Annotated in this window: 17 protein-coding genes; 5 read left to right on the forward strand and 12 right to left on the reverse strand. The window is 55.2% G+C overall.

Translation table 11 applies throughout. The annotated features are described in order from the left end of the window. Window positions 1-66 precede the first annotated feature (66 nt). The 11 genes from QMX91_RS00310 to QMX91_RS00360 form a co-directional block, all read right to left on the reverse strand. Entirely contained in the window at window positions 67-714 is a 648-nt protein-coding gene (locus QMX91_RS00310; RefSeq protein ID WP_043859865.1) for a DUF4400 domain-containing protein, read from the reverse strand. Then, the gene (locus QMX91_RS00315; protein ID WP_013100898.1) at window positions 707-1,063 is read right to left on the reverse strand and encodes a hypothetical protein; all 357 of its coding nucleotides are present in this window, start codon (window positions 1,061-1,063) and stop codon (window positions 707-709) included. The genes QMX91_RS00310 and QMX91_RS00315 overlap by 8 nt, the downstream gene beginning before the upstream one ends. 14 nt (window positions 1,064-1,077) lie before the next feature. After that, entirely contained in the window at window positions 1,078-2,907 is a 1,830-nt protein-coding gene (gene traD / locus QMX91_RS00320; protein WP_013100897.1) for a conjugative transfer system coupling protein TraD, read from the reverse strand. Then, the gene (gene mobH / locus QMX91_RS00325; protein WP_169884888.1) at window positions 2,904-5,606 is read right to left on the reverse strand and encodes a MobH family relaxase; all 2,703 of its coding nucleotides are present in this window, start codon (window positions 5,604-5,606) and stop codon (window positions 2,904-2,906) included. The genes traD and mobH overlap by 4 nt, the downstream gene beginning before the upstream one ends. After that, a complete protein-coding gene (locus QMX91_RS00330) occupies window positions 5,557-6,600 on the reverse strand; it encodes a YqaJ viral recombinase family protein (RefSeq protein WP_013100895.1) in 1,044 nt (347 codons plus the stop codon). The genes mobH and QMX91_RS00330 overlap by 50 nt, the downstream gene beginning before the upstream one ends. Further along, on the reverse strand, window positions 6,587-7,195 hold the full coding sequence (locus QMX91_RS00335) for a hypothetical protein (protein WP_013100894.1): 609 nt from the start codon (window positions 7,193-7,195) through the stop codon (window positions 6,587-6,589). Before QMX91_RS00335 ends, QMX91_RS00330 begins: the two co-directional genes overlap by 14 nt. A 133-nt stretch (window positions 7,196-7,328) precedes the next feature. Beyond that, window positions 7,329-7,832, reverse strand: coding sequence for a hypothetical protein (locus QMX91_RS00340; protein ID WP_128655745.1), 504 nt, complete (start codon window positions 7,830-7,832; stop codon window positions 7,329-7,331). Next, a complete protein-coding gene (locus tag QMX91_RS00345) occupies window positions 7,813-7,992 on the reverse strand; it encodes a hypothetical protein (protein ID WP_128655743.1) in 180 nt (59 codons plus the stop codon). Before QMX91_RS00345 ends, QMX91_RS00340 begins: the two co-directional genes overlap by 20 nt. 83 nt (window positions 7,993-8,075) lie before the next feature. Next, window positions 8,076-8,702 carry a hypothetical protein gene (locus QMX91_RS00350; RefSeq protein ID WP_128655741.1) on the reverse strand — a complete coding sequence of 209 codons (627 nt, stop codon included), beginning with the start codon at window positions 8,700-8,702 and terminating at the stop codon, window positions 8,076-8,078. 242 nt (window positions 8,703-8,944) lie between these two features. Then, window positions 8,945-10,036 carry a RecT family recombinase gene (locus QMX91_RS00355; protein WP_128655738.1) on the reverse strand — a complete coding sequence of 364 codons (1,092 nt, stop codon included), beginning with the start codon at window positions 10,034-10,036 and terminating at the stop codon, window positions 8,945-8,947. 67 nt (window positions 10,037-10,103) lie between these two features. Next, window positions 10,104-10,619, reverse strand: coding sequence for a single-stranded DNA-binding protein (locus tag QMX91_RS00360; RefSeq protein ID WP_128655736.1), 516 nt, complete (start codon window positions 10,617-10,619; stop codon window positions 10,104-10,106). 422 nt (window positions 10,620-11,041) lie between these two features. Here QMX91_RS00360 and QMX91_RS00365 point away from each other — a divergent pair, with 422 nt between their 5' ends. From QMX91_RS00365 to QMX91_RS00385, 5 genes are all read left to right on the forward strand, one after another. After that, complete coding sequence (locus QMX91_RS00365; protein ID WP_017849501.1) at window positions 11,042-11,599, forward strand: hypothetical protein; 558 nt, start codon at window positions 11,042-11,044, stop codon at window positions 11,597-11,599. Window positions 11,600-11,605: 6 nt separating this feature from the next. Then, window positions 11,606-12,454, forward strand: a complete 849-nt coding sequence (locus tag QMX91_RS00370) for a DsbA family protein (protein ID WP_124097839.1) — start codon at window positions 11,606-11,608, stop codon at window positions 12,452-12,454. A gap of 408 nt (window positions 12,455-12,862) precedes the next feature. Continuing rightward, on the forward strand, window positions 12,863-13,771 hold the full coding sequence (locus QMX91_RS00375; protein ID WP_102685503.1) for a hypothetical protein: 909 nt from the start codon (window positions 12,863-12,865) through the stop codon (window positions 13,769-13,771). Window positions 13,772-13,781: 10 nt separating this feature from the next. Beyond that, entirely contained in the window at window positions 13,782-13,955 is a 174-nt protein-coding gene (gene csrA, locus QMX91_RS00380; protein WP_102685502.1) for a carbon storage regulator CsrA, read from the forward strand. Between the two features lie 81 nt (window positions 13,956-14,036). Beyond that, entirely contained in the window at window positions 14,037-14,873 is an 837-nt protein-coding gene (locus tag QMX91_RS00385; protein ID WP_102685501.1) for a hypothetical protein, read from the forward strand. 49 nt (window positions 14,874-14,922) lie between these two features. Here the strand turns inward: QMX91_RS00385 and traN are convergent, their stop codons facing one another. Beyond that, a complete protein-coding gene (gene traN, locus QMX91_RS00390) occupies window positions 14,923-17,541 on the reverse strand; it encodes a conjugal transfer mating pair stabilization protein TraN (RefSeq protein ID WP_102685500.1) in 2,619 nt (872 codons plus the stop codon). Between the last annotated feature and the right edge of the window lie 141 nt (window positions 17,542-17,682).

The following is a 17,682-nucleotide window of genomic DNA, read 5'->3' on the forward strand; positions in this document are numbered from 1 at the left end:
TTAGGGGCATTCTGCGGACAAACGCCGCCTGAAAGTTCCGTTTTCAGGCGGTTTTATGGTCAGAATTCAAATGCGCTTTGGCAGGTTACTGATCAGCACGGACAGCACGACAGGCAGCATGATGACGATGAAGGTTGAGATAACGAGTGGCGGTAAAGGTAGAGGCATCAGCACGCTGAGCACGATGAGCATTCCGCCCCATGACAGGACGATCGCGGCGTTGTTATTCAAGAACGGTGATGAGTAGTCGAATCCATGCCGCTTGGCATTCCAGCGCATCCAGCCGGCGTAAATAGCAGGCACCAGAACCGCGATCAGCAGTGGCAACCAGTAAAGCGTTAAAACGATCCGGTAAACCATCTGGTAGATGATTTTCTGGACGGCCTCACCTCGGGACTCAAGATACCGAAACCACCAATCCACGTTTTTTTCGAAGGCATCCACGGTGCCGCCACGAGGCATCAGCATGTCGGAGACAATCTTTTTTGCCCCGGAGTCGATGACAAGTGCCGAGTAGTAGCGATTGGTTTTTTCCAGCACCTTCTCCATGTCCGAATCGCCAAGCAACTCAATGCCCCATTTCCGCTCTTTCAGCATCACCGTATCCACAAGCTTGTTCGGCGCAACAGTCGCCAGCATCAGGATCAGGACAAAGAAGAACGCTATAGAGGCCATAACGCCCTTTGGCCACTTCTCTTCAAGCATCTCAGCCATTGATCAGGAACTCCCGGATAGGTTGCGGGACATTTGTTGTTTCGCACCACAGGACAACATCATCCGGTGCAGGGGCGTTGCCGTAGCTCGTGAGGATCTGGAGGATGTGGCCGAGCACCACCCGGAGCCGAATAAAGTCGCTGATGCCCTCACGACACATACGCTGGTAAGCCACCAGCACATCAATCAGGGCAGCACCAATTACCTCGGGTTTATGGCCCGCCTCAAGCATCTTGAAGATGAATTGCGTGCCACAACGCCATTCCAGGTCAAACGTGCGCAGCCGAGTTGTTGAGGCCTCATCCAGGCCAGTGAGCCGCTGAATTTCTAGTGGAATCGAGACAGTCATTTTTTGCTCCGGAATCAGTTGGCAGTCGGGCCGGTAAGAATGGGTAGTCGCCCCTTGCGGATATCACCGCCCGCAAACACCGCGAGATATTCGAGATCTGGTAGCTCGCCGAGGAGCGCTGTTGGGAAGCGCTCACCCTCCTCTTGCATAAGGCGCTCACCAACATTCCCGCCCTGCACCACCCCGCCTTCACCTGCCGAGTTGCCCTGAGTACGCATCACGTATTTGTAGCGAGTTGGCGTCATCTTTTTCGCCACGAACTCCTGCGTATCGGTATCAAGGATGCGGAGGCAGATGATGTTGTTCGCGTTCCCCAAAACCTGCATGGCCTTGGCTTCGTCACCCATGCGGGCCTTGAAGTCGGCGATGGTCTGGGTTGCGATGTAGAGGTTTATTCCTGCGCCGCGGCCCTTGTTCAGCAGCTGGATGAGCTGGTCATTGATCACCTCGGCGGCCTCGTCGACAAAGATGTTCACCGGCTTAGGCAACCTGTGGTTGTAGATCTCGCCCGCTGTCGACGCCAGATCGGCCAGGGCCAGCGACCCGATGGTTGAGCCCACCATCGGGTCGGCAAGCGAGTCGAGGCCTAGGTAAAGAACCTGGTCGGCATTGATGACCGAGTTGAGGTCACTGATTCGGCGCGGGTCTTCGTCGTCGATGTGCGGGGAAAGCAGCGGCCCCATTTCACCGGAGGTGAGCATCACCAGGATTGGAAGAAGGCCAGCGATCATCTTGCTGAAGTGCGATCGCTCGTGCTCGAGCATCGTGAGCAGGCCTTCCAGATCGGTATTGGCCTCAACTTTCGCGATATCGTTGTAATAGACCTTCCGTAATACCTTCGCCTTCTCTTCGATGTTCCGAACCTTGGCCGAGAGAATTGCTGATTCGGCCATCCTCGCGAATTCATCTTCACCGAAGACCTTTGAACCGAAGGCCATGACCACTTTGATGGTTAGCCCTGGAACATCTCCCTCAAGGGTTCTCCTGAGACCAACAAGCGTGGGCAGGATGTTGCAGATCAACATGGCCTGAATCACGCTATTCAAGGACATTTGAGCAAAGGCTTGGAAGGGATCGCCGGCTTCGCTTTTCATCAACACTGCCACACGGGAGGCAACTTCCGTTGCCCGGCCGTAGTTCTTTGTCAGCGACAAACGAACCGACTTATCCGGATGTGCAGGGTGGAAGTATTTGAACAGGCTGGCCTTCCCCATCGCCTTGCATGTGCGCTCGCATGTTTCGGCTAGGCCTTTATCGCCTTTCGGATCGATTACGATCACGGGCTCACCACGAGCGATGCACTGAGATATGGCCAGGTCGAACCAGCGGGTCTTACCGGCCCCTGTTGTGCCCAGCACGAGGTGGTGGATCGAACGCTGGTCTGCTGGCCGGAAACATGGCTCCTCTTCATCCATGCCGATCCCGTGTATCCATTTCGTACCCTTAACCTCAGCGTTGCGGCGGCCACGCTTACCGATAATGGCCTCAATATCCATCGCTTGGAGCTCGAATGCGTACTGCCCGTGCCGCTGTCGCCAAGGGAAAGCCTCGCCGAAATAGAACTCGTGTGGGTGTCTCTTAACCAGCTCCATCACCTCCTCCAAGGTGATGAAGGAGAGATCTGCTCCAACGAGACAGGCTTTTGCCCGATGAACGCGGAGGGCCCTTGGTATGGCCGCTAACGCAAATCCAGCCTGCACGCCAAGCGTTATCAGGTATGGGGTTACCGGCATCTCCGTCATCAATTGAACGGCGGTGCCGGCGAGCATGGACGAACCCCACGCAACTGCTTCCCGCGCCTCGTAGTTTTTCCGCCAGTAACTGGTGTAGTCCCATTCACTCATTTTTGGGGAAGCTCCTCGTAAAGGGGGCGAACGAAGATTTTTCTGCGCTTGGCGACCTTGACGGCATCGCGGAAGCAGAACACCGCGTTCTCTAGAGATGTTGGCGTGATGCCGAACTGCTCAGCGACATTCGTGAGCATGTAGGTTGTGAGGCTGAGCACAGGTGATCCGCCTATTTCCTCAAGTACGGCCTTCTCGATCAGCGACTTCACAGCCTGCTCGAGGCTTGGGATGTCGGCCTCGCGAAGCCGGGATATGTGAGGAATAACCCAGTCCAGCTCCGCTAACTTGCAGTAAATAACGCTGTAGTCGGACGTGAGCATGAAGCCTTCACGGGACTGTAGGGTTCGGGTCAGGGCTGGCCCCTCGACGGTAATGTCCTGCCACAGCCAGCCCGCATGGACGAGCGGGTGGATGTCCTCAGCAAGGAAGGAGGATTTCCCCAGTCGAACGAATACCTTGTTTCTCGCTAATGCCGCGTTCTCGGGGTCTTGAGTAGCGGTGATGAGCTTTTGGGCAAGATCAGGTTGTTGTTCCAGCAGGTAGCATTCGTGCGCTGTAAGCTTCGAGACGACACCGGCTGGCAAGATGCTGGAAGCGCCTGGCACCTCCTCCGCCACGCGGCAGACCTCTCCGTCTTTCTGCTTCTTCGATTCCACCGGAGGCGTAGTTTTAGGCGTGCGTTTGCCTTGCCCCATGATGGAGTTGAGGGAGATCTTTTCCTGACGAGGCAACAGCTCCTGCGCCCCCTGCCCTGATCCAGCCTGCGTATCAGCATCAGAGGGATCGGAGCTAATTTCAGCCTCAGCTGGCGGGAGTGATTCTTCTTGCTGAGGCTCAGCCGCCGGCGAGTGAGGACTCAAGAAAAGCAGCATTTCCTCAAGGCTGGCAGGAGGCTCCTGAGGTGCTTCTTCCTCCTCCTCAGCATCCACAGCTTCCTCTGGTTGGGAGGAAGCAATTACAGCCGTATCGTCACCTGCCGGCTCTGACTCCACACCCACAGGGGCGTCTTCGGCGGGGTTCTGCGCTTGTTTGAGGCTAACCCCTGAAGAGGCGGTTGTTGGTACCGGAGCTGCTTGCCTTGGAGCCGCTTTTTTCTTTCTTGCTGGTTTCGACGATGCGGATTCTTTTGGAGGTGTAGGCCCCGAATCAGCGTCAGTATCCCCGCTCGAGTCCCCAGTCAGATCAGCCCCAAACAGGTCTTCCTGATGCTCACTCAGCGCGTTCGCTGCTGCGCCAGCCGTATCGTTAGGAGCAATGACATCCTTCTGCTTTCCCTCCTTCCCAAGGCTGATGGAAACTGGCGGCGGAATCGGTGTGGTTGGAAAAAGGATGTCCGGATTCACAAGCTTCATGCAGCGCAGCGCCGGGCCTTTGCCGTTCTTGCGCAGAAGGTGAGGCGTAACCAGCCAGTACAGGTCGCCGTTTGGGGCTCTCTCTGCTATCCCGTGCTCTACCAAGGTACCAATTAGCGTGTCAGGTGATCGCGGGATGGCCACAACCCCATCACCGACCAGCATGCTCACAATCTCCTCGGCACCCTGGTTCCAAGCGATGTAGACGCCATCAGTTGCAACCCATACGCGGCCGGCAGGCGTGTTGATCTTCCAGGTTCCGTCACTCAGCAACCGCAGCATTGCATCCGACACCAACCGCGGTACCGGGACACCTGTTGCATTGCCCCCGCCATTATTCGAGCCTCGATTGAGGTCACGCTTGGTGGATGCAGAGTCGGCCCACTTGACCAACTCGGTCAGAGGCGAGCTTCCGCTCCCGGAAATTGCATCGAGGAGCGCTTCATAGATGTCGTGGCCACCTTCAATCAGCCACGCCTGTACGGCTGGCGGAATGATCCGTGTTGCTTGCGCTACAGAGACCTGAACGTGATTCCCATGCCTATTGGAATTCCAATGCAGGAAATAGCGGGTCAACTTGTTGCGCACAGACCAGTCATGAAGCGTTTCCTGCGCGTAGATCCACTGGTTGTTGCCTTCAAAATCGGTGGCGCGAATATCCGTGAGAGGCTTCCCTGCGTCGTGTAGCAGCCCTGACGCGATGCCCGCGACGTACCACCGACGCAGGCGCATGCTTCGCCGTGCCGGGGTCTCGTTTGTATCAAAGGCTGTCGTAAGGCACCCATCCAGGGTGAGCGAGGCGACCTCAAGGCTATGTCGGAGCAACCCCCCTGGGCCGGAGTGATGGTGGTTCTCCGACGCCGGCAGCATGTGCGCCAATTCGGCGAAATTCACCAGGATCGGCTCAACGTAGAGCTTGAGGTCACTGGCAGGCATTCCGACTGAATGAATAATCCGATCGAACAGCTCGTGCTGATAATTGCGCATGAACCACTGCCCGCTAACCAGCCCTGGATAACCCTCTTGGTAAGGTGGGTACCGAAGGTTTCGCCAGTTATGGTTCTCCAGGTACCGCTTGATTTCAGGAGTAATCATCTGCTCGGCCGGGTGCGCGAAGCTGTCCGTAAGGGCACGCTCGCTTCGAGGCCACAGGCGTTTCAGGAATGAAAATGGAGGCATACGCTTCTCGGCCATGTTGTGTGCTGAGAATGATGCGTGAGGGATACCGCCTTGAGTTTCGTTTTCAGGCAGTTTTATGGTCGAAAAAAAGCCCGGCAAGTGCCGGGCTGAGGGGTTAGAACCAGAAGGTTCCGAAAAACTGTGACGGCTCTTCGACCGTCTCATTTATTGCGTCCACCTTTTGCCGTATGCGGGGCAACGGCTCAGGTTTGGCCTTACTTTCATCGTAGGAGGCATCCACAGAGACCCGCGTAGCCATTGACGAACCGGTCTGGTGTCTCGCGATCACATCGGGCGGAATAACCGCCTCCAGCTCGTGCGCAACACCTTTCCAATCCACAGTGCCAGCCACTTCGTAGCTCGTGACTTTCACACCCAGAGCATCGGCCCGGCGGAACTCCCCCAGCAACGGCAGGATCTCGGCCTCAAGGTCTTTTGCTTCCTTGGTGAGCACTTTCAACTGGGCCTTCAGCTCAGCAATCTTGCTCTCCTTCGCTCTCCTGGCATTTGCTAGCGGACGCCATGCAGCCAGGTCCAGCCTATCCAGCGGAATAACGTCCCGCTTTGGATCGGCCTCAGGCGGCACACCGCGCATCACCAGCCCCCAGAAGATTTCTTCTGCCTGAATGATTCGTCTCACCAGAAGGTCATCCCAGTCAACGATCAAACAGCAGGGTTCATGCTTCGGCGACCAAAACCACAGGTAACCGCGCCGTGCTCCACTGACGATCATCTGGTGCATCACTTGCCAGCGGTACAGCTTAAATGCCTTGCTATGCTCCCTGAGTTGCAGCACCTCCAGATGGTTGGTTTCGGAGAGATTCTTGATCTCTACCGGAGACTTGTCATCCAGAACCCCATCGAACGATGCCCGAATAAAAGGGTATGCGGTCGACTCTGCACAGAACGGCAAAGCCATCTTGCCGTACTTATCCTCAAAGGCTTGTAGCGCTAGCGGTTCGAATTTGACTCCCCTCCTAACCTGCGGGATTACCGACAAGTCAGCTGGCTCGACAATTCCAACCAATTCCTTCCACAGCTCCAGGGGCGTTTTATCAGGGTTTTCACCCATGATGACAGCGCAACTGGTTGCACTGATGCCTTCCCTTCGCCACTCGTGCCAATCAGGAGTCCGCTGCGCGATGTCAACGATTTTCATTGTCGACACCCTCATGGAACCCCAGCCTGGCCATTACCTCATACGCATGCAGAACACCGTTGTTACGGAACTCAGCACAGAGCTTCAGGTCGTGGAACAGCTCGGTTTTCTTCAACTTTGTGGTGCTGTAGAAGCCCTTCGCAAAGTTTGTTTCTGGATCAAGCACATCGACATAGCCGAGCCCGTCAAGCAGCGTCTTGCGTAGCAAGTCAGCATGGCTCAGCACATTCGCTATGCGCTCATCTAGTGGGCCTGATGTGAAGAAGTTGAACTGCAAGCCAATTTCTTCTCCGAGCAGCCGTAACGCCCTACAGACGGCGTTATACCGCTCCTTTCTCAGCTCTTCGGCCTTCGCATGGAAGTCCTGGAGCCGCTTACTGTAAACAACACCCCATTCGCGCAGCTGCTTTTCGTCTGCTTCCGTCAATCCCTGAAGGTCAGGGTTCTCAGGCCAGTTATCCAGATCCATGAACATGCTGAGTTTCCCCAACATGGTTTTTTCTTGGATCTCGACTCCTAACTCCGAATTGCGGTGAGCGACGATTGCGGCTTCTACGGCATGGAATGCCTTGCAGCATGACTCAAAGGTCTTCATTGATTTCTCCTTTTCTCAAGTTCACCACCAAGGCTCGAAAACCCAAGTGGCAGCCCCGAAAAGGCGAAAACCCCAAAGGGCTGTCGCCCTTTGGGGGATGTTTTTTCTCTGGTGTTTCCAGTGATGCTCACGCTTACGCAGCAATCGCGTAGCGGGAGTAGATTTCTTCTCGCTTTAGCATGGCGTCCTCGAAGCTCAACTGACCTGCATTGCAGGCCTGAATCACTGCGACGATTTCCATGCCGCGTTGCCATTCAGCGGTACCCGACAATCGATCAAGTGCTCCCATATCGAGAAGCGCGTATCCATCGTCAAGCATGTCGCCAATGCACAGTTCCGGCGTGTCATGCGCGCAATGGCCGGTGAAACCATCACGTTGAAACGCCTGCCACCGAAATCGCCCTTGCTGAGATGCATCTGGGAGAAGTACACCCCAGGCATCCCGGCTCCGATGCTTCAGCGTTAAGCCAAGGCCGTGGATAGTGAACTGACAGAGCAGGTATTCCAGGAGAATGAGCTTCACCTGAAATTGCTCGATCATTTCGTCAGCGTATTCAGCGAACGCACCACCCTCTTCTTTCATCTCCCCCCAGCTAGCAAGGGAGTCCTTCAGGCCCTCAACGGTTGACGGTCGCATTGTTCTGCTCTCCTGGAAGGGAGTGGGTCAGAACGGCAAAAAAGCCCGGATGGGCCTTCTCTGCTTTGTCGATCGCTTCGCCGAAGGTGGTTGCTTCACAACGGAAGGTAGCCTTCTGCCGTGTATGCAGGATGGTCATCGATAGGATGTAAGTCCGCATGGTGTATCTCCTTCTCAGTTATTTAGCCCTGAAAAAGAGGCACCTTCCCTGAGGGGGCGGTGCCCCTCAGGGATAGCGATTACTCAGTTGATACGCTGGTATTGCCCAGCTTCAACCAGCTGCTTTGCTTGGCCTGCAAGATGCTCTACTACGCCGTTAGAAAGCGGATCGCTGCCATAGAAACCCCAGCAGCTATCTGTCTCCTCGCCGTTTTCAACTACCTTGAAGCCCCACACATCGCCGGTCAGGTACTGGTCATAAACCACGACCTCCCCAACCAGCATGGCGGTTACTTTTTCGGTGCGTGCCTTGTTCAGCCGTTTCCAGCCCTGCTCAGCACACACTTTCGCCTTGCTCACGAAAATAAAGCCCACTTGCCCACTGTCCCAGGGACAGGCGAACGGCTTGGTTTTCATCGTGATGCCGCTGTGATCGTAGAGATACAGCGGCATGATGATCGCCTTGCCTGTCATTTCGAGAGCTTGTTGGATATCAGGTACATGAGTTGAGTCGAAGCCCATCTCGTTGAGCTGCCTTTCGGACAGGTGCTCGTAGATCAGGTCAAGCGCCTCAGTAGCTCCATCCTCATCACCCAGAATGTAGCGGCGATGAGCGCAGACCATCATTGCAAGGTTGTCCCACTTGCGCGGGTTCTCTGCGTCGGTGTCCTGCATGAGCTGTACGGTGACTTTCGGTTGTGCAGTTGCCATATCGTTTTCCATTCTCAAAAAACGACGAGGGCAATGCACCCCTTGGGGGCGATATGCCCCGTCAGGGAGTTTATTTGCAGATGCCTTACGGCAGCAGCAGGGTCAGGATGAAGACGATCAAGTCAGCCATCTGATTGGTTCCTTTTTAACTGACGGAGCCCCCCTTACGGGAAAGCCCCGTAGGGTTGTGGTCAGTTCGAAGCGCCCTATGCAACAAGGCCCCCCAAAGCGTTTTTTTTGCGTCACTCGCCTTGCGACTGAGCAACGTACTGCGCAGCTTTCAACTGGGTTACAGCGTAATCCCGAGCGTCTACACGCCACGTCGAAACGTACTCGAACGCCGGCTCCCAACTATTGGCATCACGAGCACGCCGAACAACTTCCGCAACCTTCTTGATCACCTTTGCAGGTAAATCAGCAGGTGGCGGGACTTGGCTTCCATCACGGACAACTTCACCTTCAATCACATCGTCTGCCGGGGCAGGATCTGCAACCTCTGGTTTAGCGGCCTGTTCGGGGTTTACGGTGGGTTCTGGCTGCTGATTAACCTGGTTAGAGGTCGGCAACGGCTCAGTTTCCACCACATCAGCAGCGCCCATATATCGCTCAACAACTTCAACTGGTACATCGTTGGAAGAGAACCCTTCCCCAGCGTCTGTATTGAGGTACTGAATCACTCCGTCCAGCTTTGAGCCGGTCTGAGGCCAGTATTTCCTTGCAATCTTGATAGCCGACTTCTTGCGCATGGAATCTTCGAAGTCAACCCAAGGGCCTTTCTTCTTGCGTTTCCACAGCTCCGAAGCATCGCGAGCAGCATTGATTTCATCAGCGGTAACCGCCTCAACGTGAACGCGGCCATCCGGCAGAAGAGCTTCGACGTAGCAACCTACAAACTCCCCACGATCAGCCTTCTTGTCGAAGGGGTTGAAGGTGTGGGTCGGGCTTTGTCGCTTCCCTCTGTACTCGAATTTGTCTTTCGAGTAGACCAATTCAACGATGCAATCACGGATCGCGCCGTCGTTCACAGCGACCTTGACCATGCCCCTCCAGGACACGTCCAAAACCACCTGCCCGTCTCGGGGCACCAAGTACGCAAGCTGTCGAGATTGATTAAGAGTCAATCCGTATGCCGCAACCTGGCTGAACGCATTTCTAAGGCTTAACGGGTTAGTAGTCGCGCACTTGCACAGATAGTCGTTGTTCATCATGGCCTGCGATGCAAACAGCAGCTCATTTTTGAACAAAACGTCAGTCTTCGACGACTCCACCAGCTTGATGAACTTATCTTCTTGCTTCGCAATAATTGCAACTGCGTTTTGGAAGTTATCGCTCATTTCATTTTCCTTTCTAAAAAGAAAACGCACCCGAAGGTGCGTTAATTCTTGACTGACTTCTGCCTGATTAGATGATGTTTAGAAGCAAACGGCTAATTGGGGCAAAAGGGATGTCGTCGTCGAAGCTGTCAAAATGCTGATCATGCTGTGGAGCAGGATCGCGTGGTGACTGACTAGGACGTTGTTGTTGCTGTTGCGGACGCTGCTCACGGGGTTGCCCTTGAGAGTTGTCGCGCTCTGGCCTACCACCCAGGAGCTGCATTCTGCCCTGCATGTCGACGATAATTTCGGTGGTGTACCGTTTGATACCGTCTTTTTCCCACTCTCGTGTTTGAAGCTTACCTTCGATGTATACCTGCGATCCTTTCCGCAGATACTCACCAGCGATTTCAGCGACTTTCCCAAACAATGAAACACGGTGCCATTCGGTCCTTTCGACTTTCTGTCCCGTTTGCTTGTCAGTCCACTGCTCACTTGTTGCAAGGCTGAGATTGGTTACTGCATTACCGTTCGGTAAGTAGCGAGTTTCTGGATCTTGACCACAGGTGCCAACCAAGATCACTTTATTTACGCCGCGAGCCATAGTATTTCTCCATTTAGATAGAACTACGGGGCGGCATTACCCCAATACGGGGGCAATAGCAGCCCCGTTGGGGTTTGGTTTTTCATGGGTTTTTGGTTGTACTTTTGAGACGGCCAACAAGCCGACCATGCGACGAAGCGCATGACTAAATCAGTCCACACATGTGGGCTGACTTAATCTGGGAATTCATGATGGTTGAGATTCAACCATGAGGCGCTGGGCCTGCTAGATGGACTGCAAGGCATGCAATCCGGATTTATAACGCCGAGCTACTCGACGTGATAGGAAGTCTGCAACAAGCAGAATCCAATGGCAAGCGGGTTTTTTGTCGGCGTTTTTCAGTCGCTTTTTCGTCCTGAAAACGGGCCATCCCCTTTTCTGTACAGAGGAAAATGATCCTTACCAGCCTCAGAGGATCAACCATGCACCACCTTAAATCTCTACTGCCGCTAGGCCTGGCCATTGGCTTGGCGCTCACAGCGGGTTGTGCCAACAAGCCAGAACCCCCTGCCCCAGGCACGCCATTCGAGGTCGCAAGCTACGAGCCCGACATGCGCGAATACCACACCAGCTGGGGGCATACGGGCCGAGGCGGTGCAGCATTGCGAAAACCCACCTATCAACCCGTTCTTGGCAGCCTCGATGTTCTCGAGACCCCGGCCGGGAAGCTTCACCCAGAGCTGCAAGCACGCCTTACAACGAACGATAGCGTTGCAGTCCCCTCATCCATGTTCCAGGCCAACTGTGCTGACTCTGAAAATGTGGCGCAGGCCTTTGCTCTTGGCCAACCCGCTGCAAGCGAGCGCATCGTCACCTTGGCCAACGCGGCCGGTTCGGTCGATGACTACATTGCCGTCCGGAACAAGCTCTGCAAAGGGGCTCAACGGTTGAGCTACGAGGAGTGGGTCATTCTCGTCGAAGGCACCCCGAAGGATGTCCCTCTTCACCTGAAACCGTCTTTTTCCCCCTCCTATAAGTGATCCGTCATGCCTAAATTCAATCCCACTCTCGCTACAGCCATTGGCGTTTCCATCGTGGCCTCTGCCGTTGCTATCGGTGTCTCTGTCCACATGGGTCAGAGTTACACCGACATCGCCGTAAAAAATGCCCTTGTGGAGCAGTTGCCAGGCGCGGTCGACAAAACCCTGAAGGATCGTGAAGTTGAGAAGATCAACGCAGCGAAAGCGAAAATTCTCTCGAAGTGGAGCGGCGCAGCTGACACCACCATTGAAGGTCGGCACATCTACGGCAGCAAGGACGCCCAGTTCACCTTGGTCGAGTTCGTTGACCTGGAATGCCCTTATTGCAAGCGCTTCCATGACACGCCAAAGCAGATGGCTGACAAGTCCGAAGGGCGCATTAACTGGGAATGGCAGCATTACCCCCTGGCCTTCCACAACCCCGCAGCGGAAGTGGCAGCTCACGCCTCTGAGTGCGTGGGCGAGGTTGCCGGCAACAAAGCCTTCTGGGCCTTTACTGGCGAATGGTTCGCTCGCACTCAACTCAATGGCCAAGGTGTCGAGGACGTAGAGCGTCTTGCGCAGGAGGTTGGTGCTCCCCTTGATGCCTATCGTCAGTGCATGGAAAGCGGCAAGTACCGGGCCTTGATCGAAGGCCAGGTGAAGAAAGGCACGAACATGGGTGTCACCGGCACGCCAGCAACGGTCGTAGTCGACAACCTGACAGGCAACAAACTGCTGGTGAAGGGTGCCCAAAGCACGCAGGTGCTACTCCAAACCATGCAGCAGCTGGTCAAAATGCGCGACGAGGCTCCCAACCAGGACAAGCTGGATACCCCTGCTGAGGGCGCGGCCAATGAGATCGGTGCTCAATAGGCTGGATGAATGGGCCGACCGGCTAGACGCCGGCGGCACTCGTGCGCTTTGGGGCGCTCGTGACGCCATGACCCAGCAGCTAGAAGGTCGGGTGGGCCTTTTCCGTGCGCTACGCAGGGCCAGTAGCTGGGATGAGGTTTTCGATCTCATCTCAGCCAACGGATACACCCTCATTCCAAACGGAGAGGATTTTATCGCCGCTGACATGAGCACAGGGCTGATGTTCTCTCTCTGGGATTGTGGTCATAGCCGGCTCGTATTTGAGGAGCGGCTTGGTCACTTCCCGGATTCACCTCCTACGAGTCGATGACTCCAACCCCGCTCCGGCGGGGTTTTTCTTGTGCTTGGGATATTCCAGAGCAGTGATGTACTGAGCACACCTCAATAAACGTATCAGGGAGATACGCCATGAACGATCTACCACGCATTGCATCGTTTCGCCAGTTGGACGAACACCTGAAGAAAACTGGTGTTCCACGCGACGAACAGATGATTCGCAACAACATCTACATTGCACCGCTTGACTGGTTTGCAATTGAAGAAGGCTTCAATCTGAGGCCCATCGATCCTGACCATGCCGAAGGCTTCGCCAAGTCTTATGAGCAGGGCCTGTATGTGCCTCCAGTCGTCGCAGAACTGAAGATCATCGACGGCAACCCTCGCCTCGTGATCCGAGAAGGCCACCATCGCCTCACTGGCGCTCGCATCGCAGATGGGCGCGGTGCAAATCTTCCAGGCCTGATGGTCAACGAGTTCAAAGGAAATCAGTCCGACGCTGTTGTGATGATGATCAAGACCAGCGAAGGCAAAGAGCTGCTGCCGCTGGAGCGAGGAGAAGGCTACAAGCGCCTGGCCGGGCAAAACTGGATTCCAGCCCAAATCGCCGATCGCATGAACAGGAGCGTCACTCATGTTGAGCGACTGCTGCTTCTCGCCAACGCCGAGGAGAACGTCAAACAGCTCGTTCGCGACGGCGCAATTAAAGCGTCGCCTGTCATTGATGTTCTGGTGGAGCTGCGAGGAACTGGGCAAGACCCATATCCAAAGCTGCTGGGGATGATCGAAGGAGCAAAGGCCTCCGGTCGTACCCGCGCAACGGGCTCAGACGCCAACAAGGCGCTTGGCAAGTTCAAGGTGACACCCAAGGAAGCCATGAGTGCGTTCAGCGCACTGAGCGGCCTTACAGGAAGCCTGCGCGATCAACTCAAGTCCGGGGGCGATGCGCAGCATGAGTTGCGGCTTGACTCGAAGGCGGCGGAATCGTTGCTTAAGATCCTGGAGAAGTATGAGGCCAGCCAGAACACGGCTGAAGCCTGAGGAGGCAGTAATGCTGCACATTGAGCGCAAGGTAGGGGAGTCGATTCGGCTCGGCAACGACATACAGGTGATCGTCACAAAGGCTGCGAACGGTACGGTCAGGTTGGCGTTTGAAGCGCCGAAAGAGGTGAAGATCTACCGCGAAGAGATCTACCAGCGCATCCAGAACGAAAAAACACCCTGATCACATAGTCGGTCGTTCGACTTCGCTTGGGATCGCCGCCGAAGACGGTAACCTATGGCTATCGAAAAAAGGAGTTTCACCATGAAGAACCGCAGTATAACGATTCGCACCGGGCTTCTCGCCGCAGCTATTGCTCTCCTGGTCGGGTGCTCTTCCTCGCCGAAGGCACCCACCGTACAACTGCCTGACCCGCAGAATGTGCCGAAGGAAAAATGGTCTGATGCGATGCACGTTCTGACTGCCATGAACATTTCTGGTCAGCGTGATGTTCCCCGAGAATTCGTTGTATCCGACCCGACCACGGCGACTCCTAGTACAGGAGGCTCGAGTGTGGCGGACGCTGCTGTTGCCGCAGGCGGCTATGCGTCGCCTCCTCCTGGTGTCAGCAGCAATGCAGCTCTTGGCCTAGGGGTAGGCCTCTTCCTCCTCGGCGGCTCGAGCGATCCAGCTCGCACCTACCAGACTGCCGCTTGGGTACCCAGCACGCTGGCAAAATCGCCCGAAGAAGCGTCTGCCCTGGTCTTGAAGCTAATTGAGGAGGCGCGAGTCAAAGCCTTTCCTCATAACCGCTCAAAACTCAAATCGCTGGTAGGTAAGTATCCGTCAGGTCACGGGAAGGCCTACGATAGTCCCGCAGCTTTCGTGAAAGAAACTCCCGTGCAATTTGCCGACAGAGCCACGCCCCCACCGAGCTTTATTAATGCCGCCGAGGCATATGGGCCAATCTTCATTCTCAATGAGCAGTACACAGTTGATGGAATAAAGAACGACATAACGACCTTGGAAGCCATGACTAAAATTTCCGAAATTCTGCCGGAGTGGTTCTACATGTATCACCCAGGCCAGAAGCTGCGAAAGAACTCTGTACCCGCGCGCATCATCAATAAAGGCCAGGCGATGTATTTCATTGGGAAATAGCAAACGCCGCCATTAATACAAGAAGCCCCGCACTTGGCGGGGCTTCTTTTTATCTCATATCTTCCTCAGCTTTTCTCTTCACCGCGTCAACATCGAAACCCTCTAGCCTCTGCAAGTTCCGGTCTAGCGTGTTGAGCCGCGTCTCACCCTGCGTTATCTGAAGTCTACTTCCACTTCCTGTCACGTCCTCAAGCGATACGGTGTTCGCGGTTGGCAGCCGCCCTGCAAGATTCAGCATACCGATCCACTCAGACAGATCCACACGGGACCAATCCATTTGCGCCATCTGAGCTGGCGTAATTCCTTCGCACGTAGGTGACTTCACGTCACCCCATCCCAAACCCAGTTGCTCACGGGCTGACTCTTGAATGATCCGGGCCACAACCGAGCCGAAGCAGCAATAGGCTTCTCGTTTTTCGACGCAAGAGCCAAGAGCTTCGGATGCGCAATAGCTGCCAACGAAGTGGCATTGCCGCGTTTCTTTTTTTGCACCCAGCTCGAATTCCTTCTGTTCGCATTCCCAGATGATGTTGATCAGCAGATCCACGATCACGTAAACCATGTACACCCAGCCGATGATGTTCACAACCATCGCAGCTTGCGACCCCAGACCGGTAACCGCGCCATCTGCTCCGGTGGCAAATACCGCGTCGGCCGCAGCCGTCGCCCCCATCTCAACCATCGCGTCATAAGCCTGCTGCATGAGCCATTGCTGAAGTTCGCTCATCAGGGTTTCCTGTACCGCGCCCTCAAAGCCCTTCTGGAACGCAGCAGTGGCGCTATCCACAATGGTGCCCCACTGGCCCTTGATAACCGAGGAGCCAACAGACATCGCCGCTTCAGTACCCGCAGCCCAGTACCCCGGAGCAAAGAGATTTCCTGTCCTGCTCAATGCCTCGAGCGAGCTGGTCATCTTCAGTGTATTCATCGTCAGATTCACATAGTCGAAGATGGACACGCTTTCTGGGGCTTCACAGCAGTCGACGTAGCCACCCAGCGCCTTCTTGCACTCCATAGCCTCGCCTTTGAACACCTTGCAGTCATTGGCCTGGTTGATATCGGTACCATCACCACCGCAGTCCAAGTCGTGCTCAGCAAACTGAGCAACCTGAAGCATGGCCACCGCATAGGCAAAATCGCCGCTTTTCGTGTTCGACGAGTCGAAACACTCACTGCCCATACAGCGCGCCCCACCAGGGCATTCGATTTGTGCCCCAGTGTTCACGATGGTTTCGTAGCTGGTGTCATAACCGCAGTCCCAGACCTCCTCGAAGGCATAGCACGAGCCTGTCTCGCCTTTTGCGCCATCAATACAGCCTTGAGAGATAAAACCACAGCTGGGATTCTGCTCGTATTGGGTGCAGGTATTCAGGTTACCGCCATCATTTGAGGGGCACCGCTGCACACCCTGGGCGTCCGTGTAGCAATCCATATTCCCCTTGTAGTAGGAGCACTCGGCGCTTACCTGGGCCTTCTTGCAAAGAGGATCAATGCTCGGGTGCGGGGATGGTGGCATGTCAGAACGGCAGATCTGAACGCCATTGGTTTCGGTACACCCGTTAGCATCAACTGCCGGCATAGAGGTGCACGACATCTGTGCGTTGGTGCAGAACCCATCCTTGATCATGTCGAACATTGGCAGGCGCTCTTCTGGGCCCCAGCCTTTATCAACGAACGCCTTTGCCGGGTCATAGATGATCTTGATGCGGGCGTAACCCTCACCACCACCGGTAACCGAGGTGCGGGTTTTGAACGTGATCACGTCATCATCGCTGCCGAACTTGTCAGTGATCACCTTGTTCGGAGCTACGTTCCAGCTTGTTCCGCGTTCGCAGCTTCCAGCTGTTTCCGGCGGGAAGACACCAGGTGTGTGCGTCCAAAGCATTTCGTCATTGAAAAGGATTTGGAAATAATCGTCGAAAACAGCTCTGTCGACGGTAGCTGAAATAATGGCGTCCTTGGCTATCACGCGGAATCGGGTGTACTCCTCATAGATTTTGCAGTTCCCGCTCCAGTAGTTGTCTCCTACCGTGCCGACCCAGATGTACAAGCAACCTGGTCCGCACGACTGAAAGTTTGGCTGCCCGGAAACGTATTCGATTACACCTACCTTGTAGTCATGCAGGAACTCAACGTTTCCGCCTTGATCCACGACGCGCTCACATGTTTTGTAATTGGCAACATGGGCGTTTTTCGTCACGTTCTCAAAAACTTCGGTAGAGGTGCAGTCCGCGAAGTTCTGCTTAAACCCATCCATGAAGTCAGGGGAACGAACTTGATCAGCCTGATTGAGCATAGGGTCGTTGGAGAGATCTACCGACATGCGGTTGCCGCTGTCGATCAGGGTTCGGTATGCCTCTCCCTCAGAGGACGATTCCGATTGGAGGCGGGTATTTGCTCGCAACCCGAGATCGATCGTCTTCACATCGTCGCCGTAGACGTTCTCGAGCGAGGCAGTGTCTCCAGTTTCAGGGAAAAGATCCTGAAGCGTGACGGAGGCGTCCCCACCATCGAATACCTGAAGTGCCTGCTGGCCTACCGATTGACCGGCCGCAGATCCTGCTGTCACAGCGTCGGCCCAGGCTGTGAAGGTCATGCTGTTGAGATACAGGCCGATCACGGTCACGTTGACCAGCCGTCTCAGCGTTGTTTTGAGTGGTTGTCGCATCGATCGCATGTCCAAAAATGGGGATGCTTCGATGCTAGGGGAAGGGTGAGAAATGATGGCGCGGTTTCAGGCAACAAAATCGCCTGAAAAAGCAAAGCCCCGGCTGGTGGGGTCACCGGCCGGGGCTCGCTGTGTTTTTGA

This window comes from Pseudomonas sp. PS01299, assembly GCF_029960145.1.
Classification (GTDB): domain Bacteria; phylum Pseudomonadota; class Gammaproteobacteria; order Pseudomonadales; family Pseudomonadaceae; genus Aquipseudomonas; species Aquipseudomonas putida_A.

What these genes read in the sequence shown, in the direction of transcription:
- QMX91_RS00355 (WP_128655738.1), bottom strand. Translation starts at nt 10,036, where the DNA reads ATGAGCGATAACTTCCAAAACGCAGTTGCAATTATTGCGAAGCAAGAA.
- QMX91_RS00350 (WP_128655741.1), bottom strand. Translation starts at nt 8,702, where the DNA reads ATGGCAACTGCACAACCGAAAGTCACCGTACAGCTCATGCAGGACACC.
- QMX91_RS00310 (WP_043859865.1), bottom strand. Translation starts at nt 714, where the DNA reads ATGGCTGAGATGCTTGAAGAGAAGTGGCCAAAGGGCGTTATGGCCTCT.
- csrA (WP_102685502.1), top strand. Translation starts at nt 13,782, where the DNA reads ATGCTGCACATTGAGCGCAAGGTAGGGGAGTCGATTCGGCTCGGCAAC.
- QMX91_RS00375 (WP_102685503.1), top strand. Translation starts at nt 12,863, where the DNA reads ATGAACGATCTACCACGCATTGCATCGTTTCGCCAGTTGGACGAACAC.
- QMX91_RS00335 (WP_013100894.1), bottom strand. Translation starts at nt 7,195, where the DNA reads ATGAAGACCTTTGAGTCATGCTGCAAGGCATTCCATGCCGTAGAAGCC.
- QMX91_RS00340 (WP_128655745.1), bottom strand. Translation starts at nt 7,832, where the DNA reads ATGCGACCGTCAACCGTTGAGGGCCTGAAGGACTCCCTTGCTAGCTGG.
- QMX91_RS00360 (WP_128655736.1), bottom strand. Translation starts at nt 10,619, where the DNA reads ATGGCTCGCGGCGTAAATAAAGTGATCTTGGTTGGCACCTGTGGTCAA.
- QMX91_RS00365 (WP_017849501.1), top strand. Translation starts at nt 11,042, where the DNA reads ATGCACCACCTTAAATCTCTACTGCCGCTAGGCCTGGCCATTGGCTTG.
- traD (WP_013100897.1), bottom strand. Translation starts at nt 2,907, where the DNA reads ATGAGTGAATGGGACTACACCAGTTACTGGCGGAAAAACTACGAGGCG.
- QMX91_RS00330 (WP_013100895.1), bottom strand. Translation starts at nt 6,600, where the DNA reads ATGAAAATCGTTGACATCGCGCAGCGGACTCCTGATTGGCACGAGTGG.
- QMX91_RS00315 (WP_013100898.1), bottom strand. Translation starts at nt 1,063, where the DNA reads ATGACTGTCTCGATTCCACTAGAAATTCAGCGGCTCACTGGCCTGGAT.
- QMX91_RS00385 (WP_102685501.1), top strand. Translation starts at nt 14,037, where the DNA reads ATGAAGAACCGCAGTATAACGATTCGCACCGGGCTTCTCGCCGCAGCT.
- mobH (WP_169884888.1), bottom strand. Translation starts at nt 5,606, where the DNA reads ATGAGACGGTCGAAGAGCCGTCACAGTTTTTCGGAACCTTCTGGTTCT.
- QMX91_RS00370 (WP_124097839.1), top strand. Translation starts at nt 11,606, where the DNA reads ATGCCTAAATTCAATCCCACTCTCGCTACAGCCATTGGCGTTTCCATC.
- traN (WP_102685500.1), bottom strand. Translation starts at nt 17,541, where the DNA reads ATGCGACAACCACTCAAAACAACGCTGAGACGGCTGGTCAACGTGACC.
- QMX91_RS00345 (WP_128655743.1), bottom strand. Translation starts at nt 7,992, where the DNA reads ATGCGGACTTACATCCTATCGATGACCATCCTGCATACACGGCAGAAG.